Origin of the sequence: Paraglaciecola arctica BSs20135 (genome assembly GCF_000314995.1) — a bacterium.
GTDB classification, from domain to species: Bacteria; Pseudomonadota; Gammaproteobacteria; order Enterobacterales; family Alteromonadaceae; genus Paraglaciecola; species Paraglaciecola arctica.
The window spans coordinates 1-18,423 of record NZ_BAEO01000072.1; the positions used below are offsets into that span (position 1 = coordinate 1).

Here is an 18,423-nt window from a genome sequence, read left to right on the forward strand (position 1 = left end):
CACAGAGCGCTTCGCTGCACAGAGAAAAGCTACTAGATTGTTAAGATAAAATTGAGTATGTCGATGAGTCGAATATTGCATCATTCATTTAATTGGTCTTAACTTCCCTTATTTCTTTTCCTCTGAGCACTCTGTGCCCTCCGTGGTTCAATATCTTTTGCTTTTAAAGCTAACTTCACCACAAAGAACGCAGAGCGCTTCGCTGCACAGAGAAAAGCGTTTTGATTGTTAAGATAAAATTGAGTATGTCGATGAGTCGAATATTGAATCATTCGGTTGATTGGTTTAACTTTCTTTCTTTTCCTCTGTGCTCTCTGTGTCCTCCGTGGTTCAATATCTTTTGCTTTTAAAAGCTAATTCACCACAGAGGTTAAGATGAGTTGGTATAGGGTAAGGTTAGATTAAACTAGCGGCAATCCATGCGAGGAAATATGCCAGTAAACCGTAACCAACAAATAACCCCCAGGCTATTTTAGCACTCCCTGTTTCACCTTTAATAGTGGCGACAGTAGCAACACATTGTAGTGCCACCACATAAAATAACATCAGACCAATCCCTGCCCCTAAGGCAAGTCCGTCCTGCTGAATATTGGCAGCCAGTCCTGCTATATTTTCATCTGCACCTTCAATACCAAATAAGGTACCCAGCGCCCCAACAAACACTTCTCGGGCTAGAAATGAGACTAATATTGCTACACCATAACGCCAATCTAATCCTAGAGGTTCAAATATAGGCTCAATCCACTGCCCTATCGAAGCCAAATAAGATGACTGTAGATTACCATTTTCTGGAAAGTAGCCTAAAACCCAAATCACTACCGACACCATAAAAATAACTGGCGCAGCACGGCGGATAAACTGTTTGGCACTGGTTAAAACTCTATGGATAAGAGGTTTCCAGTGAGGCAATCGATAAGTAGGTAACTCTAATATAAATGGCATTTCTGCTTTGTCTTTATCTATGTCAGTCATCTTAGTCAGTAAGGTACTGACTAATAATGCGGTAGCGATACCTATAAAATACAAAATGAAGAAGGTAATACCCTGCAGGTTTATCAGCCCGCCTAAATACTGAGTGTCAGGTATCAGTACAGCAATTAACAAAGCATAAACCGGTAAACGAGCGGAACATGACATCAACGGGATAGTCATCATAGTAATAAGGCGTTTACGAGGCGACTCTATAGTACGCGCAGCCATGATCGCGGGAATGGCGCAGGCATGTCCTGACAAATAGGGGATAAAACTTCTACCGGATAAACCAAAATAACTTAACGGTTTATGACAAATTAATGCGGCTCTGGCCAAATAACCACTATCTTCAAGCAAACCAATGATCAAAGTCAGCACCATGATTTGTGGAACAAAGACCAAAAACGAACCAACGCCTCCAAACATAGCATCACTAACAAAGTCATTTACCACACCAGCCGGAAGCACCTGACTGCTAAGCATAGCCAACTCAGTCATGGCGGTTTCAACCGCGTCCATTAAGGGACTTGCCCAAGTAAAAATACTTTGAAATAACAAAAACATGATAGTTAAAAATATCAAACCGCCAAACACGCTGTTTAACAAGAAGTTATCTATTGAGTTTTGCTGCTTCAACACTACATCAGCCTTGATGCCATAACGAGCCGACAATTCTCGGCTTATTTCTAACACTGTAGTCTGGGTATCGTTAGTTTTATTAGGTATAAAATCCTGCGGATGTTTAGCCGCATCAATTAAGCCCAATTTAAATTCATGTAAACCAATTAATGTTTTAGCTGATAGAGCATAAACCGCACAACCTAGATCTTTAGCTAACTTATCGGTATCAATGTGATGGCTGAAACGTTGCACTTCATCAATCATATTCAGCGCAAAGATCACCCCTTTGTTATGTTTAAAGGCCAAATCTCTGACTTGAAGGCCAAACACCAAGCTGCGTTCTAAACGAGTAGCATCTAAATTACACACAATTAGCGACGTATCATCACTGTGCATCGCCTCATGCAACTTCTCGATGGCAAGCTCTTCATCTTTTGACAAACTTTTTAAGGAATAGGTACCTGGGTAGTCAATCAACTTATATTCGTCAAACTTGCCACTTTTTAATTCGACAGTAACGCCTGGAAAGTTTGCTACTTTTTGGCGCATCCCCGTGAGCTGGTTAAAAAGCAGACTTTTACCGGAATTGGGTTTACCAACCAAGATGATATTTTTCATTGGACTCTTTTCAGAAATAAGAATAGTTGGACGTTGATTCTCTATGGAAGCAACAAATAGCAAAATTTAACATTTGCTAAAAAGCGGCTGAACTACGAACATTAGATTTAAGGCACACTAATATTGATACGACTAGCAATACTTTGTTCTAAAGAATAGACACAATCACCAACCTGTAATACTAGGGGACCTTTCATAGGACTACGGCGTAAACATTGAATGTACTGACCAGCGGCAAAACCCATTTCATTTAGACGTTCAAATATTGCAGGCACAAGACTAGGATCGAGACTGTCGATTAATGCAGATTGTTTATTTCTAATTTCCCAAAGGGTCATACAAGTATCAAACCAAAACATTGTAAATACAAACGATTATCATTTATACCATTTTAAATGGTCTCTATGCAACCAAATATATTGAATGCTGCAACTTTATAGTCGTTTTATCCAAGACGCAAATGCTCGCCCATTAAAAATATCATTTCTAATATTTGCTCATCATTAATTCGCTAAATACAGTTTGCGCATTCAGTCACATACTGCCTGGAGATTACAGGTTATTTTTCTACAGATAGCGGCATTTCAAGATCAGAAAGAATTAAAATCAATTGAACTGTAAATTTCAAGATTCAGCTTATATTTAAGCGTTTCATTGTACGTATCAAGTTACTTCTATCTAACTTAAGTTCTCTAGCTGTAGCCGCAATATTACCTTGCTTATTTTCTAGCGCCTGTTTTATCAATACGAATTGGAATTTGTCCACTGCTTCTCGAAACCCAGTTTCTTGGGTAATTTGTGTTATTGAGTGTTCAGTTTCAAAATTGTCTATTATTGCCACTTCGTTGACTAAGGCTAAGTCTAAATGCTCAGTATTAATACTAATAATTCGTTTGGCTCGTCCTTGCTGTTTTATTGCTTTAAGTGCCGCTCGGCTTAGTAAATGTTCTAGTTCACGTACATTACCAGGCCAATCATAAAGTCCTAGTTGAGCAGTCGCAGAACCACTCAAGCGCAGTTTCATTACCCCAAGTTGATGCTGACATTTTTCTAAAAAATGTCCGGCTAATAAAATGTAATCTTTACCCCGTTCTCGTAGCGGAGGAACAGGCAAAGGATAAACACTCAATCGATGGTATAAATCAGCTCTAAATCGACCTTCTTTTACTTCTTCTTGCAGTTGCCTATTGGTTGCAGCAATCACCCTAACATCCACTGAAATGATTTGATCACTGCCAACACGTTGTATTTCACCGCTTTGTAATGCCCGTAATAACTTGGCTTGAACAGGCAAAGACAACTCCCCTACTTCATCGAGAAATAATGTGCCCTTATCCGCCAATTCAAAACGCCCAGTACGATCGCTAGTAGCACCAGTAAACGCTCCTTTAACATGACCAAACAATTCACTTTCAATTATATTCTCAGGCAACGCTGCACAATTAATTTGTACTATGGGCTGTTTAGCTCGACTTGATTTCTGATGAATGCTTTTAGCTACTAACTCTTTACCTACCCCTGTGTCTCCAGTTATGAGAACAGATAAATCACTAGGTGCAACAGTATTAATTTCATTAAACATAATTTTAATCGCTGCACTTTGACCAATGATTTGAGTCAATGTGTCGTTCGACATCAAATGTTGGGCGACCCGGTAGTTATGTTCAGCTCTTGTTTCTAACGCTTCAATATGGTCGCTGGTTTTAATCACAGCGGCCACAGCAGCAAAATAGGCGCGTGTTTCCATAGGGTTTAACGCATCAAAACTACCAGCGAACATCGAGTCTAATGTTAATACCCCCCAAGGTTTATCATCAATATAAATCACACTGCCCATACAATCGTGAACATGCAAATGTCCACTGTCGTTATCGACTAAACCATCATAGGGATCAGGTAAATCAGAGTCTGAATCAAATCGAACCAGTCCAGATGTTTGTAAAATACGTCCAAAGCGAGGGTGATGTTCAACATTAAAGTGCCTTGCCATAGCCTCATTTTTCAATCCTAATACGGCTACAGGAAACAAAATATTTTCCTGTAGCTTGAGCAATACAATTGCATCACAAGGAATGGCACGTTGAATTGCCGCCACCAAACGTTGATAACGTTGCTGAGCTGAAAGTTCTCGATTGAGATCTTCGATAATGTCGATAAAGGGAGATATATCCATACAGGTTAAAATAACCTATAACGGGTCATAATGACATCTTTTTAATGTAGTCATTATGACCCACATAAACATTAAAACTAATTTAATCAGTAACTTAAATTTTGGCATGGTTCATGTACTACATCTAGAAAATGATATTATTAACCTAATAAGGATTTACCATGTTAGACAGCGCCACCATTGAAATAATTAAAGCTACAGTACCGGCTCTAAAAATACATGCTGAAGAAATTACCAAACAATTTTATCCTCTGCTATTTTCTCTTCATCCAGAAGTCATACCTTATTTCAATCAAACCAATCAAGGTAAAGGCACACAACCCAAAGCATTAGCAAATGCTGTGATTGCCTATGGTGCAAATATCGATAAGTTAGGTAATTTGAGTGACGCCGTCAGTAAGATTGTGCAAAAACATTGCTCATTAGGTATCTTACCTGCTCAGTATGATGCCGTTGGATCTTGCTTATTAAAGGCAATTGCGACTGTTTTAAAAGATGCAGCTAGCGATGAAGTTCTTAATGCTTGGGGCAAAGCTTATGGCCAATTAGCTGAGATATTAATTAACGCTGAAGAGCAAGTCTACTCTCAAAATGAACAACAGATTGGTGGCTGGCGTGGCGAGCGGACTTTCAAGCTAGTAAAAAGGTACGACGAAAGCACTGTCATCACGTCATTCTATTTTCAGCCAACTGATGGCGGCTTTGTACCTAATTTTGAGGCCGGACAATATATTACACTCATAGTTTTAATTAATGGAGAATTCGTACGTCGTAACTACAGTTTGTCTGATGCGCCCGGAACCGGTTATCTGCGCATCAGTGTTAAACGTGAGGCTCAAGGAGTGATATCGAACCACTTACATGATGAACTCAAAATTGGTGATTGTGTTAACTTGTTGCCTCCTTGCGGTCATTTTGTACTGCGTGAAAATACTAAACCGTTAATTTTGCTAACGGGTGGCGTTGGCATTACCCCGGCCATTAGCATGCTGAATTCGTCACTTTCATCTACACGGGAAATCAAATTTATTCATGCAGCAATAAATAGTGAGGCACATGCATTTAAACAGCATGTGGATCAGTTGGCGGCTAAAAATGCCAATGTTTCACAATTTTATGTATACAGTGAACCTGAAGAACACTGCCAGCCACATGCAACAGGTTTTATCACTCAGGAACTCGTTGCAAAACTTTTACCAGACAATAATAGCGATGTGGAATTTTATTTTCTCGGACCTAAACCCTTTATGGTAGCCGCCTTTAAAATAGCCAAAGATCTTGGTGTACCCAGCACTCAAGTGCACTATGAGTTTTTTGGTCCATCAGAAGACTTAGTTGCATAGATAAAACTATTGTATTTAAACAACAAAAAAGGAGCATTAAATGCTCCTTTTTTGTATGGCTTAAATGCTAGCCATTTTTAAGGTGGTCAGCTACCAAAAATGCCATTTCTAAGACTTGATCAGCGTTTAATCTAGGGTCACATTGGGTATGATAAGCTTGGGCCAAATCATCATCACTTATTTGATAAGCTCCACCGGTACACTCTGTCACATGTTGACCGGTCATCTCTAAGTGAATACCACCAGCATGAGTACCCTCGGCTTTGTGTGCAGCAAAAAACTGTTGAATTTCACGTAAAATAGCGTCGAAATTACGAGTTTTATAACCGCTTGAAGCTTTGAAGGTATTGCCGTGCATAGGATCAGAGCTCCATACAACTTTACGGCCTTCTTGTTTAACGCGACGTAAAAGCTTAGGTAAGTTTTGCTCTAGATTGTCTGCCCCCATGCGGGTGATCAAAGTAAGTCGACCTGCTTCATTATTTGGATTAAGAGCATCAATCAGTTGAATTAATTCATCTTCTTGCATGCTCGGCCCTACTTTCACACCAATAGGGTTGTGAATGCCGCGGAAAAATTCCAAATGTGCATGATCAAGTTGACGGGTACGCTCACCTATCCACAACATATGTGCTGAACAGTTGTACCAATTGCCAGTTAAGGTATCGACACGGGTCAAAGCTTGCTCGTAGTTTAGTAACAAAGCTTCATGAGAGGTATACAAGCTAGTTTCATGTAAAGTAGGAGTATTGGTGGAATTAATCCCCATCACTTTCATAAACTCTAATGATTCTTGAATACGCGAAGCAAGGTCATGATAACGATCTTTTAAAGGGTTATTTTCAACAAACGCCATATTCCAGCGATTTACTTCATGTAAATCAGCTAAACCGCCTTGCGCAAAAGCACGTAGTAAATTAAGGGTCGAAGCGCCTCTATGGTAAGCTTCAATCATCCTCTGAGGATCAGGCTTACGTGATGCTTCTGTAAATTCAAAGCTGTTAATAATATCGCCACGGTAGCTAGGTAGTGAAACACCATCTATGGTTTCAAAATCCCCAGAACGAGGTTTAGCATACTGCCCTGCCATACGCGCAACTTTAGTCACAGGACAACGACCTGCGTAAGTCAGCACTATGGCCATTTGCAAAATAACTTTGAAAGTATCGCGGATTTTTGGCGCGTTAAACTCATCAAAAGACTCAGCGCAATCGCCGCCCTGCAACAAAAAGCCATTACCTTCTGCTACATCACCTAATTGTTTATATAGAGCACGGGTTTCAGCAGCAAAAACCAAAGGAGGGTATCCGCCAAGGGTATCTTCTACTTGTTTAAGGTGTTGTTTATCTTCATAGGTAGGTTGTTGCAAAATGGGCTTTGAACGCCAACTTTCTGGTTGCCAATGACTCACGATTTTTCCTTGTAAAATAGGGATTAGGTAGACGATTAAAAAATAAACCGACAAACTGGGTCGAGAATTTAGAGGGAATGACCGATAATTTCAATCACAAATGTATTTATTCTTGAATTATATATAGATAACTTATGTTCTAGTGGATTTAAGATGATCAATTAGTCCATCAGCGCCAAGTTCAATTAAATCTAAAACATATTCAAATCCACGTTTCCCGCCGTAATATGGGTCGGGTACTTCTTGCTCTTCAGATTGACTAAAACTCAAAAATAACGACACTTTGTGCTTATATTTCTCGGGACAAGCTTGTAACAAATTGGCAAGGTTTTCGTTATCCATACCCAAAATATAATCAAATATTTCAAAATCTTGCTCTACAACTTTTCGGCATTTTAAGCCTTTAAAACTATAGCCTCTAGCTTCACCAATATCTTGTGAACGTTTGTCAGGTGCAGCTCCTTTGTGATAACCAGCCGTTCCTGCAGAATCAATTTCGATATTTAAGCCATTATCCGCTGCTTTTTTCTTAAACACTGCTTCAGCACTGGGCGAACGACAAATATTGCCCAAACAAACTAACAACACTGAGACCTTTTCTTTATTTCCAGACACTTAAATAAATCCTTAGTTGTTTTAAACCTAAAACATTAACAGCAATGACATCACTAGCCGATTTGGGGCAAACCAAAACAGAATATAAATTTAAACGCCCTCACTCATGAGGGCCCTTAATAGCCTTAAGACAAATAGATTAATTAAGATTTGTCCATTAATGCATTGATCGCTTTGGCCTTGTTGGCATCTTTTTCACGCTGAACCCGTGATTTTTCAATATTCAGTTGCATTTTTTGCTTCTGAAGATCAGATATGTCTCGAGGTATAGGTTTACGCGGCATACGTTCATCAGCCATTGAAGCTTTATATAAAAAGCCAGCTAATATCACAGATGCTTGTTTCAAATCAGCTTCACTTACATGATCAATTGAATCAATATGAGTATGATGTAAACGAGAGCCATAATCTAATTCATCTTGAATAAATTGAAAGCCAGGTAAACCCACATCATCAAAAGATTCGTGATCTGTGCCACCAGTACTCGCATTAGTAATAGTACCAGCGCTTAGATCCGAAAATGGGCCAAACCACTTGCTGAAAATGGGTTTGGCTGCAACATTTCCTTCCGTATAAATGCCTCTAAAACGTCCGCTGCCGTTATCCATATTAAAATAAACCGAAAATTTGTCGTATGCGGGTTTAGTTTCTATCGGCCAACCTTGACTCTTCCACAAATAATTAGGCAGGGCCTTTTCATCTTTATTAGTCGGCGAAGGACGTGTCGCAAAATGTTCATCAACATAAGTAGATGAACCAAAAAGTCCCTGTTCTTCCCCAGACCAAAGTGCAATTCTAATGCTTCGTTTGGGTTCAAAATCTAAGGTAGCTAAAATACGTACAGCTTCCATTGCGACTGCAACACCAGCACCGTTATCCACTGCACCATCACTGGCATGCCACGAATCTAAATGACCACCCACCATCACAATTTCTGGATCACTTTCACTACCAGGAATTTCAGCAATGGTATTGTATGCATTGCGATCTTCATCATGAAAACGTGCATCAATATCTAAAGTAACTTTAGGTGTTTTACCAGAATCAATGATGCGCGAGAGCGAATTGTAGTGTTCTGCTTCGATCACTAAAGCAGGTACTGGAAAGGTATTACCAACACGATGGTCACGACCAAAAATATTGATTAAACCACCTTGGCGCCAACTCCGATATAACACGCCAACAACTTTTTCTTTCGCTAAAAATTCGTTTAACTCTTTACCAAAATAGAATCGTTGTAAAGCGCTATCACGGCGTTCGGCGTTAACCCAAGGGGAGTGACTTGGACCTTTATTAACATCGAACTCTTTAAGTTTAGTGAGTTCAGTTGCGTCGTACCGATTAAAAACTGAGTTTTCAGGGGCTTCAATATTTTTACCATCACCCATCATGATAATTTTACCCTGTAACTTACCTTTATATTGAGCTAAGTCTGCAACAGATGAGGCTTCAAAAATCACCACGTCGCCAGATATTTCACCTTTGGTTCCTGGTGTCCAAGCAACAGGAATACCATGCAAAGTTACTTCTCTTGGGCTGATTAAATTGATTGATGCAGAGTCATGGGACCAACCACGACCAAACTCAAATGGGTCAAGATAAGCATTCTTTAAACCCCAACTTTTAAGTTTATTTAATGTCCATTCATTGGCTTTTTTCATTTGTGGGGAGCCAGACAAACGTGGCCCAATACCGTCAGTTAATTGCTCTAAAGTGTGCATCACTTCAGAATTATAAAACCCTTCAGCTCTTATTTTATTTTCCATATCTAAATCACTATCCGCCCATGCAACGCTGCTAGATAAGCAAAGTATCGTTAAACCAATTTTTTTCATTTTTCGTCCCAAATATAGTTATTATTGTTATTCCAAGTGCAATAGTAACTAATCTTAATGAGGGATCGACAATTTAGATTGTAACTATATATTTGTCTAAGTTTTCCCTAGGCAAAGTATTCTATCTGTCTATAATTGCTCGTCTAATGGTAAAAGGATTAATTTAAAAATGAACATACCAAGACATGTCTTAATGTTGAGCAGTTCTAAGATGGGCAGCGAAGATTATCTGCAACATGCTCTACCCATGATTAATCAACATTTACCTAATATAACAGAGCTGCTGTTTATTCCGTTTGCTGGCGTTTCTGTGAGTTGGGATGATTACACACAAAAAGTGCAAAACGCCCTACCCGACTATCAAGTAAAAAGCATTCATCAATTCCCCGATGCTCATCAAGCATTAGAAAACGCCCAAGCCATTTTAGTTGGCGGTGGTAACACTTTTAACTTACTTAACGAACTTTACCAACAAGACTTGCTCGATACATTTAAAAGGCAAGTCAACCAAGGCACACCTTATGTTGGTTGGAGCGCTGGCTCCAATATATGTGGCAATAGCATCCGTACCACTAACGACATGCCTATAGTGCAACCACCCAGTTTTGAGGCGCTCAATTTCGTGCCATTTCAACTTAACCCTCACTACACTGACTACCAACCACCTGGTCACAATGGTGAAACTCGCGCGCAACGCATTCAAGAATTTTGTATTTTAAACCCTAAGATGCCTGTTATTGGTATTCGTGAAGGCGGTGCTTTGTTGTTGCAAGGAGATTCGCTGATTTTGAAGGGGGAATTGGATGGGGTGGTGTTTGAAGGTGGTTCACAGCGCGTGATCCAGCCAAATCAGGATTTGAGAGAGTATTTGTAGAAGTCTCATGGTGTGTTTCGCTATACCTTGTCGCGCAGTATTTCTTGGCGGGGTTGCGGAATAATCACCTTTTCAACCAATACTCCTTTATCTTTGATATATGCAGCACCTGCTTCAATTGCCGCAGTAACCGACGCAACATCACCGGTCAAAGTTAGGTAACCCTTGCCACCAATGGCCATGGCTAAATGGACATCAATTAACTCAACATTGGCGGCTTTTACCGCTGCATCTGCGGCTTCAATAATAGAGGCTACAGAAAATGTTTCTATGATCCCCAGAGCATCCGTCTGTTCAATAACTCTAGTGCCGCTAATAGCAGAGAAAACTGAAGAATGCACGTTGGGAATTATTAATTCATCGACTATGGTTTCATTGCCGAGATCTAATCCCGCGGACATCGACGCTTCTACAGCAGCCACATCTCCTGCCACCATCACCATGAATTTGCCAGGGCAAATAGTACGGTTAAATAGGATGTCAACATTGGCTGCCTTAAGCATTGCATCCCCGACTGCGTATCCTTTGGCGATAGAATTCATCTCAATCATGCCAATAGCACTTTTATTGTCCATTGTTGTTTTCCTTTAATAAAATATCTATGTGTTCACCAACAAAAGTCACCCTACCAGTAATACTGGCGTGAACAGGAACCCCCATGGCATCTATTGGTGGTATTGCAATCACGTCGCCTGCGGTAACTTCATCACCTTCTTTTACAATCGGCTCAGCCCTCGCTCCCATATGGGTTTGCAATGAAATTGCCACTCGTGAAGGCGATTGATACTCGTCTAACCATAAAGCTTGTCTTTTGTCATATTTCGCCAGACCAAGACGCCGAATTAAGCGCGATGTTGGTACACCCCGGTATTCACGCATGTTATGAACTGGACGGGTTTGAGCTTGTAACTGTTGTGTGGTCTGCCATAAGCTTTTTTCTTTTAAATCACGTTTAGTGGCAACACAAACGTCACGAGGATTGAGTTGTTCGGGACAAGCCCACAAGGTACAAATATTACATTCACTGCACGCTTGAGCATGCAGTGATAGGGTTTCGCTCGTTACTCCTGTGGTTAGCAATGAACGCATCACCAAATGAGGCTGAATTGGGTAACCCAATAGATACCGCGGACACATTTCTGTGCACAGCGTACATTGATCGCAAGCCGCTTTACCTATCCGTTTAGAGGTACTTTCCGATTCTGATTTTTTGGTGACAACATGGGCATCATGGGGTAATACCAGTAACCCGCTGGTCGTTGCCGATATTGAGGTAGAAAAATCATCCTCAATGGTCCCCATCATGACTCCACCCTCGACTATGACCGGTGTTTCACAACTAATATCGCCGGCTAATTTCAGCACATCAGCATACGACATGCCAATAGGTAACCACGCGGTAAATGGTCGCTGCACTTCGCCGTGCACTGTGAGCATGGTGTGGGTCATGGGCTTATCTTGTGCAGCCTGATAGATGTTGAAAATCGTCTCCACATTATGCACCAACACGCCCACATCCTTGGGTAATCCTCCAGCCGGAATACGTTGTCCAGTCACTTCATAAACCAACTCATATTCATCACCGGCGGGATAAACGTTGGGCATTATCTTCAATTCAATATTGTCCGGCAGTAGGGGCTGCACATGGGCGATAGATGTCTGATGTTTTTGTTTGAAAGCAAGTACACCTCTACTAGCACCGACCTGCTGCATCAGTAGTTGCATGCCTTGCAGCATTTGTTCAGTAAAGTGCTGCATAACCATCTGATCTTTATTCAGCAGTGGCTCACATTCAGCGCCGTTAGCGATCAAAATATCTGCCTTACTAGCAATCTTCACATAACAGGGGAAACCGGCACCGCCAGCGCCTACAACACCTGCTTGTCGCACTTTGTCTACTAAAGAGCTCATTAAATTAATCCGCTGATGCTTTTATTAAAGGATGATGTATAACCAGTTTGCGCAAGCCACTCATCAAGATCCTCACTAGGTCTGGCGATAATATGTTCGCAATATAAAATGCCTACCCTCTTGGCCGCTGCAGCACCTGCTGCCACTGCTACCTGACAATCTCCTAACTCACCAATACACAGTATCAAGGTTAAACCTGCACCAGGCTGACTGCGTTGTAGCAACTTTACATATGCCGATTTAAGCATGGCATCAGCCGCTTCTATTGACGCGATAAGTCCTTTGGTTTCAATAATACCTAACGAAGCCTCCACCTGCGCCGCTCAAATATCGATTGGCATGTTGGCGACGTCTAGTACCGCTTGCTGAAAGGCATCACATGCTGCACCACAAGCAGCTTGCGAACCGGTAAGGTAACCACCACCATAGTTGGTTTCAGACGGTGGAGCAAAAAATGCGGCCACTTCTACATCCGCTGCTTTTAGCGCTGCATCCATAGCAAACATAGCTTCCAGCGGCGGCGCTATCAGATAAGCGAGTGCCTGACCACGGGGGATCCCTCCTTCTTTAGAAAGATAACTGCCAGTAGCGGATACAAGATGTGCAAAAAATGCCAGATTTCCTTCTTCATTGGCTGTTTTAAAGCAAGCTTCATGCTCGATAACCTCACGAGCTCGTTGCAAACCGGCACGCACATCGGCTGGCCCGGGGCCAGCCAAAATACCAATAACTTCACCAGATAATGGGCCAGACGAATGGGCTGCCCCCGCATAAAACGAACGCCCATAAACCACATCTACATTCGCCGCCTTTGTCGCCTCATCGAGAGCAACATAGGTCACGTCATCACAATCAGCGGTGAGTATGCCAATGCAGCGCTGCGAATCTTTTAATTTAAATTGTTTTACCATCGACTCGCTAACCGAGGCTATGACTCGGGTAGCAAGCACTGATGCTCTAATATCGTCTAATACACTCATGTTGTTAAACCTCTCTGTATTGCCGTTTTACTAATTAACGTTTCAGCTTGAGTCCACTCGCTTTTTGTTCGAGCATTTTTTTGGTCAGATCAACAATAACAGCAGCTGCCTCTATTGGTGGTGTGCCGCCGTTATGGATATTGGAGATCACCATCCGATCTGACTCCACTGTGTCTTTGGTTGGCTTGTACACACAATAACAACTAAGGCTTTCAGACTGACCTAGACCCGGGCGTTCGCCGATCAACAGTAAATTCGCTTCTGCCTGCAGCAGTTCACCTATTTCATCCTGAGCTTTGACCCGGCCATAACGTAAAAAGAATGGTGTACCAACATTAAAACCAGCACTTTCAAGTCCTTTCAATAATGGCGGTAATATTTCGTCATAATTATTAGTCACCGCATCAGTGCTCAGACCGTCAGAAATCACTACCTGAACTTGCGGCGATTTTTTGCAGCGTTCTTGCACTAATTTCTTACCCTCATCTGAAAGTAATCTTCCTAAATCAGGTCGAGTCAAGTACTCGCTTTTGTCTGCGGCGCGGGAATGCACCTCCCATATATCATGCTCGGCCAGCCACTCGCTGGTGACTTCTTTGACGACTGTATCTTTGGAGCGTGAATGGTCGGCGACGAAACGTAACAGCGAAATCGTCCGCGGTCGCGGCCCTGCCCTGCCCTGACAAACTCGCGCAGCAGTTTGTTTAATCATATCGTCGTTAATGCTGGCATTCTTTGCATTACGAATACCGTTCCACTTAATAAACTTGTCTAAACTTAGGTCTTCCAATCCCTGGTTATTACTTTCTGTTGCAGTAGCTGTAACATTATTGTTGGACCTCTTTTTGGGGTCCGATTTTATTGCCGTTATCTGCCCTTTCCCAACGTTAGTTTCACCTAATTCTCGGAGTACAGAATTCACGATGCTTTGAATACTTTGTTCATCCATTGTCATCACCCTTAGTCAAAAAATATTGAAGGATCGCCAGCACGGGCAGTCAGATTGCCGTTTTCCATTAGGCCCATAGTCTCCATCCATGCCTCGAATTCCGGTGCTGGTCTATAACCCAATAAGCGTCGCGCGGTAGCGACGTCATGAAAGCCAGTCGTCTGATAATTAAGCATGATGTCGTCACCTAATGGCAATGACATCACGTAGTTACAACCCGCAGCAGCTAAAAGCACCGTCAGGTTTTCATTGGAGTTTTGATCAGTGTCGGCGTGGTTGGTATAACAAGCATCGCAACCCATTGGGATCCCTGTTAGTTTGCCCATGAAATGGTCCTCCAGTGCCGCTCGTGTTATTTGCTGATGGTTGAAAAGGTATTCAGGTCCAATAAAACCGACTACGGTGTTAAGTAGGTGGGGGTTGTAGCGCTTTGCAAGACCGTAATTGCGTGCTTCGATAGTCACCTGATCAGCACCAAAATGTGCATTTGCTGATAGCGCTGTTCCCTGTCCCGTTTCGAAATACATCATGTTGGACCCGGCAAGTTTGCAGTAATGTTTGCCCATTTCGTATGCTTCATCGAGCAATTCCACCGTCACGCCAAATTCATTCAGGCCTTTTTCAGTGCCTGATAGACTTTGGAAAATTAATCCGCCAGCGGCCCCTTTTTCTAGTGCTTCCATTTGATTAGTGACATGAGACAATACGCATCCTTGGGTAGGGATATTCCATTTGTCAGTCACTTCCTTCACTGCGTCGAGTATACGCCGGGTATTTTCTACCGACTCAGTCACAGGGTTGATACCAATCACAGCATCACCGCAGCCGTAGGACAAGCCTTCATACATCTGCACTATTATGCTGTCTATATCGTCGCGGGTATCGTTGGGCTGCAAGCGTGATGAAAAACGACCGGGTATGCCCACGGTGCAATTGGCCTTCGAAATAACATAAAGTTTTTTGGCGCCAACCATCAAGTCTGCGTTCGAACATATCTTACAAACAGCCGCCACCATTTCCGAAGTTAGACCACGGCGTAAACGTTCGTAATCTTCCTTAGAAGGTAAATCAGAAAGAATATATTCCCGTAATTCGCTCACACTCCACTGTTTTATCTCGTTGAAAACGACTATATTTACGGCGTCTTGTATCACCCGTGTAATCGCATCGTCCTCATAAGGTACAACAGGATTTTCGCGGAGGGTTTCTAGGCTCATTTCACTAAGTACCTGCTTAGCCGCAACTCGTTCTTGCGCTGTTTCCGCCGCTACGCCAGCCAATACATCACCGGAGCGCAGTTCGTTGGCTTTAGCGAGCACATCTTTTACATCTCGGAATTGATAAACCTTGCCAAATAATGTTGTTTTTAGTTGCATAAAAATCTCCTAATTAGGGAATGCCAGCGACTTAATGGTTAGCGGCACTATCTCACCGCCAAAGAAGCTTTGGCCAATATCGATATAATCACCTTCCTGAACACGCACCTCATCAATCACTAGCAATTGTTGTGGATCAATTAAAGGCTGTAGCTCCATACCTAGCACCTTGCCTAAATCGTTTTCCGTTACAATGATCGCGGGAGCGTGGGTATTACCATATTCGCGATAAAAACGTGCCAGTTGCTGCGCGGTCTCACTTACGGTCTTATACAGCACTGGCATACTGGCACCGAATGCAATGGCATAGCGGTCTTCGCGTAAATGTAAGTCCATGCGTTTTCCAGCTTTTACTGCTTGTTGACAAACATCCAGTTCTTGGTTCTGCCACTCAATATTGGGTTGTACTATAGGTAAGTTTTGTACCGGCAAGTCGTCGGTATTTAGCCAGATAGAACTGCCGGATAATGATAATGAGTAGGCACCTGCACCGATCACTGTGGCTTGTAGTGTATGTGTGGGTTTTTTAATAGCTTGCTGTAAAAGTTGGCTATTATTTAACAAGCAACGCGCCAGCAAAACGCCAATGTCCTGCCATTGAAAGGAAGTCAATTCCCCTTCCTGTAATTGGTAGTAACAATCTCCGACACCGCCACTGAGGAAAACAGCATCGAAGTGTTGACCTGCCTTTAAGGACGGTGTCATTAACAAACTGCTGCAGAGCTCGGACGGTGTCCCACTGACACATTCAACAATTAATTCGGCCATACGCTTGACGATTTTATTGAGTTGCTCGCTATTTAGTTGTGCGGCATTTACCTGCGTGCCAAATAACTCCTCAACAACTTTACGCGCTGGTTCATGAATTTTTTTTACAACGCCGGTGTCATCTGTTTCAAGCAAATGTCCTCCAACGTTTAAGCAGGCGGTATCCACCGCTTTACCACTTTCAAAAACGACATAGTTACTAGTGCCACCACCGATATCGATATTTAACACCCGGGCGTGATTGATTTTCGAATATTCACCCGCACCACTGCCGCGTCCTGCGATCACCGACTCCAGATTGGGGCCTGCCGTAGCCACCACAAAATCCCCCATCTCCTCGGCCAGTCCCATTACCGCTTGCTGCGCATTTTTTGCCTTTGATGTTTCCCCAGTGATAATAATGGCACCCGTCTCTATATCATCCAGGGTCAAATTAGCTGCTAGGAACTGCTCATTAATAAATTCCTGTATCTTTTGCACATCAACTAAACCATTGCCATCAAAAGGTGTGCGGCGCACGGGACTCTGAAAATATATTTCCCGTTCAACAAATTCGTAACGGGGCACTTGGGTGACTGGCGCTCGATTAACTAAGGTCAAACGCGAAAAGATCACCTGTGTTGTTGTGGTACCAATATCGATTCCAACGCTGTGCACGGTTTTACGATTCATTGACGCTCTCAGAGTTTTTCGATGGCTTATTTGTAGTGGCAGGCGCAGAGCTCTTTTCTATCGATGCGATCATTCTGTCGGCTAATAACATGGCAAATAACACAGCAGTAATACCACCAACCAATTTGCCAATAATCACCGCCATGATCATGTCAGGTTTGTTTGCCGCAGTGAAACCTAGGTGGTCGCCGAAGGTAAATGCCGCACTGACAGCGAATGCAGAACAAAGAATTTTGCCACGACTGTCCATGTCTTTCATCACTTGGAACATCGGGATATTATTCGCCAAAGTGGCGATTAATCCGGTGGCAGCTGTCGGGTTAACATTCAGTACATTACCCATTTTTAGTAAAGGTTTTTCAAACCAACGAGTCAGTAATAGCACCATTGGATAGGCACCAAGTAAGATGATCGCTATAGCCCCGATCACTTCAACGGCGCGCATATCAACCCCAGGCACATCGCCTTCACTCATAAAAATAGGATCCATTCCCGGAATGATCGAAATCCCGAGGGTTCGCTCTAATACCGCAGACGTCAGTCCAATGGTGATAAACGCCACCAAAAACTTGGCAAAGATGGAAAAACCGTTAATCATGCGCTCGGGCATTAGCCATAGGCCGATAGCAATAAGAGCCGACACCAAGATCACCGGCACTAAGTTCATAAAAATCAACGGAAGATTAAATTCAATTGCCTGTTCGGTGCCTGGAACCATGACGGTAGACGCCATTGCAGCGAAGCCACCTGCAATGCAACCTAAAGGGATGGTGACGATACCGGCTAATACACCAGCAGCAAGATAAGGCCTGTCTTTGACATCAATAATACCCACTGCCACCGGTATTGAAAATACGATAGTTGGCCCCATCATAGCGCCGAGGATCAGGCCTGCGTACATCCAGGCCCCATAATTAATAACGCCATCAACACCGGTAGCCATCTCCTTGGCGAGAAAATAACCGCCCATATCGTTGGCCAGTAAAGTGGTGGCGAACATGGCTGGATCAGCACCCAATGCGGTATAAATTGGTACAACTATGGGTGACAGCACCTTGGCTAGCACCGGCGCGATGGCAATTATGCCTACCATAGCCAATGCTAACGCTCCCATGGCGTTAAATCCCTCTTCGAACTGATCACCAGCGCCGCCGATGGACTTACCGACTTTACCCAAACCAATCTTGCCTAGTATTGGTTCTGAACCACCGAATTGTTGAAAAATACGGTCCAGTGCACCAATGACCATAAAGGCCATCATAATGTATAAAATAATATCGTTTAACATTTCCATCACATTATCTC

Annotated in this window: 16 protein-coding genes; 2 read left to right on the forward strand and 14 right to left on the reverse strand. The window is 42.6% G+C overall.

Features of this window, described 5'->3' with window-relative positions:
* Positions 1–396: 396 nt before the first annotated feature.
* The 3 genes from feoB to norR form a co-directional block, all read right to left on the reverse strand.
* Positions 397–2,211, reverse strand: coding sequence for a ferrous iron transporter B (gene feoB, locus GARC_RS25410; protein WP_007625941.1), 1,815 nt, complete (start codon positions 2,209–2,211; stop codon positions 397–399).
* Between the two features lie 107 nt (positions 2,212–2,318).
* Positions 2,319–2,549, reverse strand: coding sequence for a FeoA family protein (locus GARC_RS25415; protein WP_007625942.1), 231 nt, complete (start codon positions 2,547–2,549; stop codon positions 2,319–2,321).
* Between the two features lie 293 nt (positions 2,550–2,842).
* Positions 2,843–4,384, reverse strand: a complete 1,542-nt coding sequence (norR, locus tag GARC_RS25420) for a nitric oxide reductase transcriptional regulator NorR (protein ID WP_007625943.1) — start codon at positions 4,382–4,384, stop codon at positions 2,843–2,845.
* A gap of 161 nt (positions 4,385–4,545) precedes the next feature.
* On the opposite strand from norR, the gene hmpA reads away from it, so the two are divergent.
* The gene (hmpA, locus tag GARC_RS25425; protein WP_007625944.1) at positions 4,546–5,727 is read left to right on the forward strand and encodes an NO-inducible flavohemoprotein; all 1,182 of its coding nucleotides are present in this window, start codon (positions 4,546–4,548) and stop codon (positions 5,725–5,727) included.
* Between the two features lie 67 nt (positions 5,728–5,794).
* Here hmpA and GARC_RS25430 read toward each other — a convergent pair whose 3' ends face one another.
* The 3 genes from GARC_RS25430 to GARC_RS25440 all read right to left on the reverse strand — a co-directional run bounded on the left by GARC_RS25430 (position 5,795) and on the right by GARC_RS25440 (position 9,588).
* A complete protein-coding gene (locus GARC_RS25430) occupies positions 5,795–7,138 on the reverse strand; it encodes a class II 3-deoxy-7-phosphoheptulonate synthase (protein ID WP_007625945.1) in 1,344 nt (447 codons plus the stop codon).
* 132 nt (positions 7,139–7,270) lie between these two features.
* The gene (locus GARC_RS25435) at positions 7,271–7,753 is read right to left on the reverse strand and encodes a low molecular weight protein-tyrosine-phosphatase (RefSeq protein ID WP_007625946.1); all 483 of its coding nucleotides are present in this window, start codon (positions 7,751–7,753) and stop codon (positions 7,271–7,273) included.
* 143 nt (positions 7,754–7,896) lie between these two features.
* Entirely contained in the window at positions 7,897–9,588 is a 1,692-nt protein-coding gene (locus GARC_RS25440) for a M28 family peptidase (RefSeq protein WP_007625947.1), read from the reverse strand.
* A gap of 169 nt (positions 9,589–9,757) precedes the next feature.
* Between GARC_RS25440 and pepE the strand changes: the two genes are divergently transcribed.
* Positions 9,758–10,462, forward strand: coding sequence for a dipeptidase PepE (pepE, locus tag GARC_RS25445; RefSeq protein WP_039990544.1), 705 nt, complete (start codon positions 9,758–9,760; stop codon positions 10,460–10,462).
* 20 nt (positions 10,463–10,482) lie between these two features.
* On the opposite strand, the gene GARC_RS25450 is transcribed toward pepE, so the two are convergent.
* The 8 genes from GARC_RS25450 to eutH are packed head-to-tail and all read right to left on the reverse strand — an operon-like array spanning position 10,483 to position 18,412.
* Positions 10,483–11,037, reverse strand: coding sequence for a BMC domain-containing protein (locus GARC_RS25450; RefSeq protein WP_007625949.1), 555 nt, complete (start codon positions 11,035–11,037; stop codon positions 10,483–10,485).
* The gene (locus GARC_RS25455; RefSeq protein ID WP_007625950.1) at positions 11,027–12,373 is read right to left on the reverse strand and encodes a 4Fe-4S dicluster domain-containing protein; all 1,347 of its coding nucleotides are present in this window, start codon (positions 12,371–12,373) and stop codon (positions 11,027–11,029) included. Before GARC_RS25455 ends, GARC_RS25450 begins: the two co-directional genes overlap by 11 nt.
* Positions 12,373–12,687 carry a BMC domain-containing protein gene (locus GARC_RS25460; RefSeq protein ID WP_007625951.1) on the reverse strand — a complete coding sequence of 105 codons (315 nt, stop codon included), beginning with the start codon at positions 12,685–12,687 and terminating at the stop codon, positions 12,373–12,375. The genes GARC_RS25455 and GARC_RS25460 overlap by 1 nt, the downstream gene beginning before the upstream one ends.
* A 9-nt stretch (positions 12,688–12,696) precedes the next feature.
* The gene (gene eutL / locus GARC_RS25465) at positions 12,697–13,353 is read right to left on the reverse strand and encodes an ethanolamine utilization microcompartment protein EutL (RefSeq protein WP_007625952.1); all 657 of its coding nucleotides are present in this window, start codon (positions 13,351–13,353) and stop codon (positions 12,697–12,699) included.
* A gap of 34 nt (positions 13,354–13,387) precedes the next feature.
* The gene (gene eutC, locus GARC_RS25470) at positions 13,388–14,302 is read right to left on the reverse strand and encodes an ethanolamine ammonia-lyase subunit EutC (RefSeq protein ID WP_007625953.1); all 915 of its coding nucleotides are present in this window, start codon (positions 14,300–14,302) and stop codon (positions 13,388–13,390) included.
* 11 nt (positions 14,303–14,313) lie between these two features.
* The gene (locus tag GARC_RS25475) at positions 14,314–15,678 is read right to left on the reverse strand and encodes an ethanolamine ammonia-lyase subunit EutB (protein WP_007625954.1); all 1,365 of its coding nucleotides are present in this window, start codon (positions 15,676–15,678) and stop codon (positions 14,314–14,316) included.
* A 9-nt stretch (positions 15,679–15,687) separates the two neighbouring features.
* The gene (locus GARC_RS25480) at positions 15,688–17,103 is read right to left on the reverse strand and encodes an ethanolamine ammonia-lyase reactivating factor EutA (protein ID WP_264370931.1); all 1,416 of its coding nucleotides are present in this window, start codon (positions 17,101–17,103) and stop codon (positions 15,688–15,690) included.
* 4 nt (positions 17,104–17,107) lie between these two features.
* Entirely contained in the window at positions 17,108–18,412 is a 1,305-nt protein-coding gene (gene eutH / locus GARC_RS25485; RefSeq protein ID WP_007625957.1) for an ethanolamine utilization protein EutH, read from the reverse strand.
* Between the last annotated feature and the right edge of the window lie 11 nt (positions 18,413–18,423).

Excerpts from the sequence above, each read along its gene's own strand:
- eutH (WP_007625957.1), bottom strand. The coding sequence starts at position 18,412 with ATGGAAATGTTAAACGATATTATTTTATACATTATGATGGCCTTTATG.
- GARC_RS25415 (WP_007625942.1), bottom strand. The coding sequence starts at position 2,549 with ATGACCCTTTGGGAAATTAGAAATAAACAATCTGCATTAATCGACAGT.
- GARC_RS25440 (WP_007625947.1), bottom strand. The coding sequence starts at position 9,588 with ATGAAAAAAATTGGTTTAACGATACTTTGCTTATCTAGCAGCGTTGCA.
- eutL (WP_007625952.1), bottom strand. The coding sequence starts at position 13,353 with ATGAGTGTATTAGACGATATTAGAGCATCAGTGCTTGCTACCCGAGTC.
- GARC_RS25450 (WP_007625949.1), bottom strand. The coding sequence starts at position 11,037 with ATGGACAATAAAAGTGCTATTGGCATGATTGAGATGAATTCTATCGCC.
- GARC_RS25455 (WP_007625950.1), bottom strand. The coding sequence starts at position 12,373 with ATGAGCTCTTTAGTAGACAAAGTGCGACAAGCAGGTGTTGTAGGCGCT.
- GARC_RS25475 (WP_007625954.1), bottom strand. The coding sequence starts at position 15,678 with ATGCAACTAAAAACAACATTATTTGGCAAGGTTTATCAATTCCGAGAT.
- eutC (WP_007625953.1), bottom strand. The coding sequence starts at position 14,302 with ATGGATGAACAAAGTATTCAAAGCATCGTGAATTCTGTACTCCGAGAA.
- feoB (WP_007625941.1), bottom strand. The coding sequence starts at position 2,211 with ATGAAAAATATCATCTTGGTTGGTAAACCCAATTCCGGTAAAAGTCTG.
- pepE (WP_039990544.1), top strand. The coding sequence starts at position 9,758 with ATGAACATACCAAGACATGTCTTAATGTTGAGCAGTTCTAAGATGGGC.
- hmpA (WP_007625944.1), top strand. The coding sequence starts at position 4,546 with ATGTTAGACAGCGCCACCATTGAAATAATTAAAGCTACAGTACCGGCT.
- norR (WP_007625943.1), bottom strand. The coding sequence starts at position 4,384 with ATGGATATATCTCCCTTTATCGACATTATCGAAGATCTCAATCGAGAA.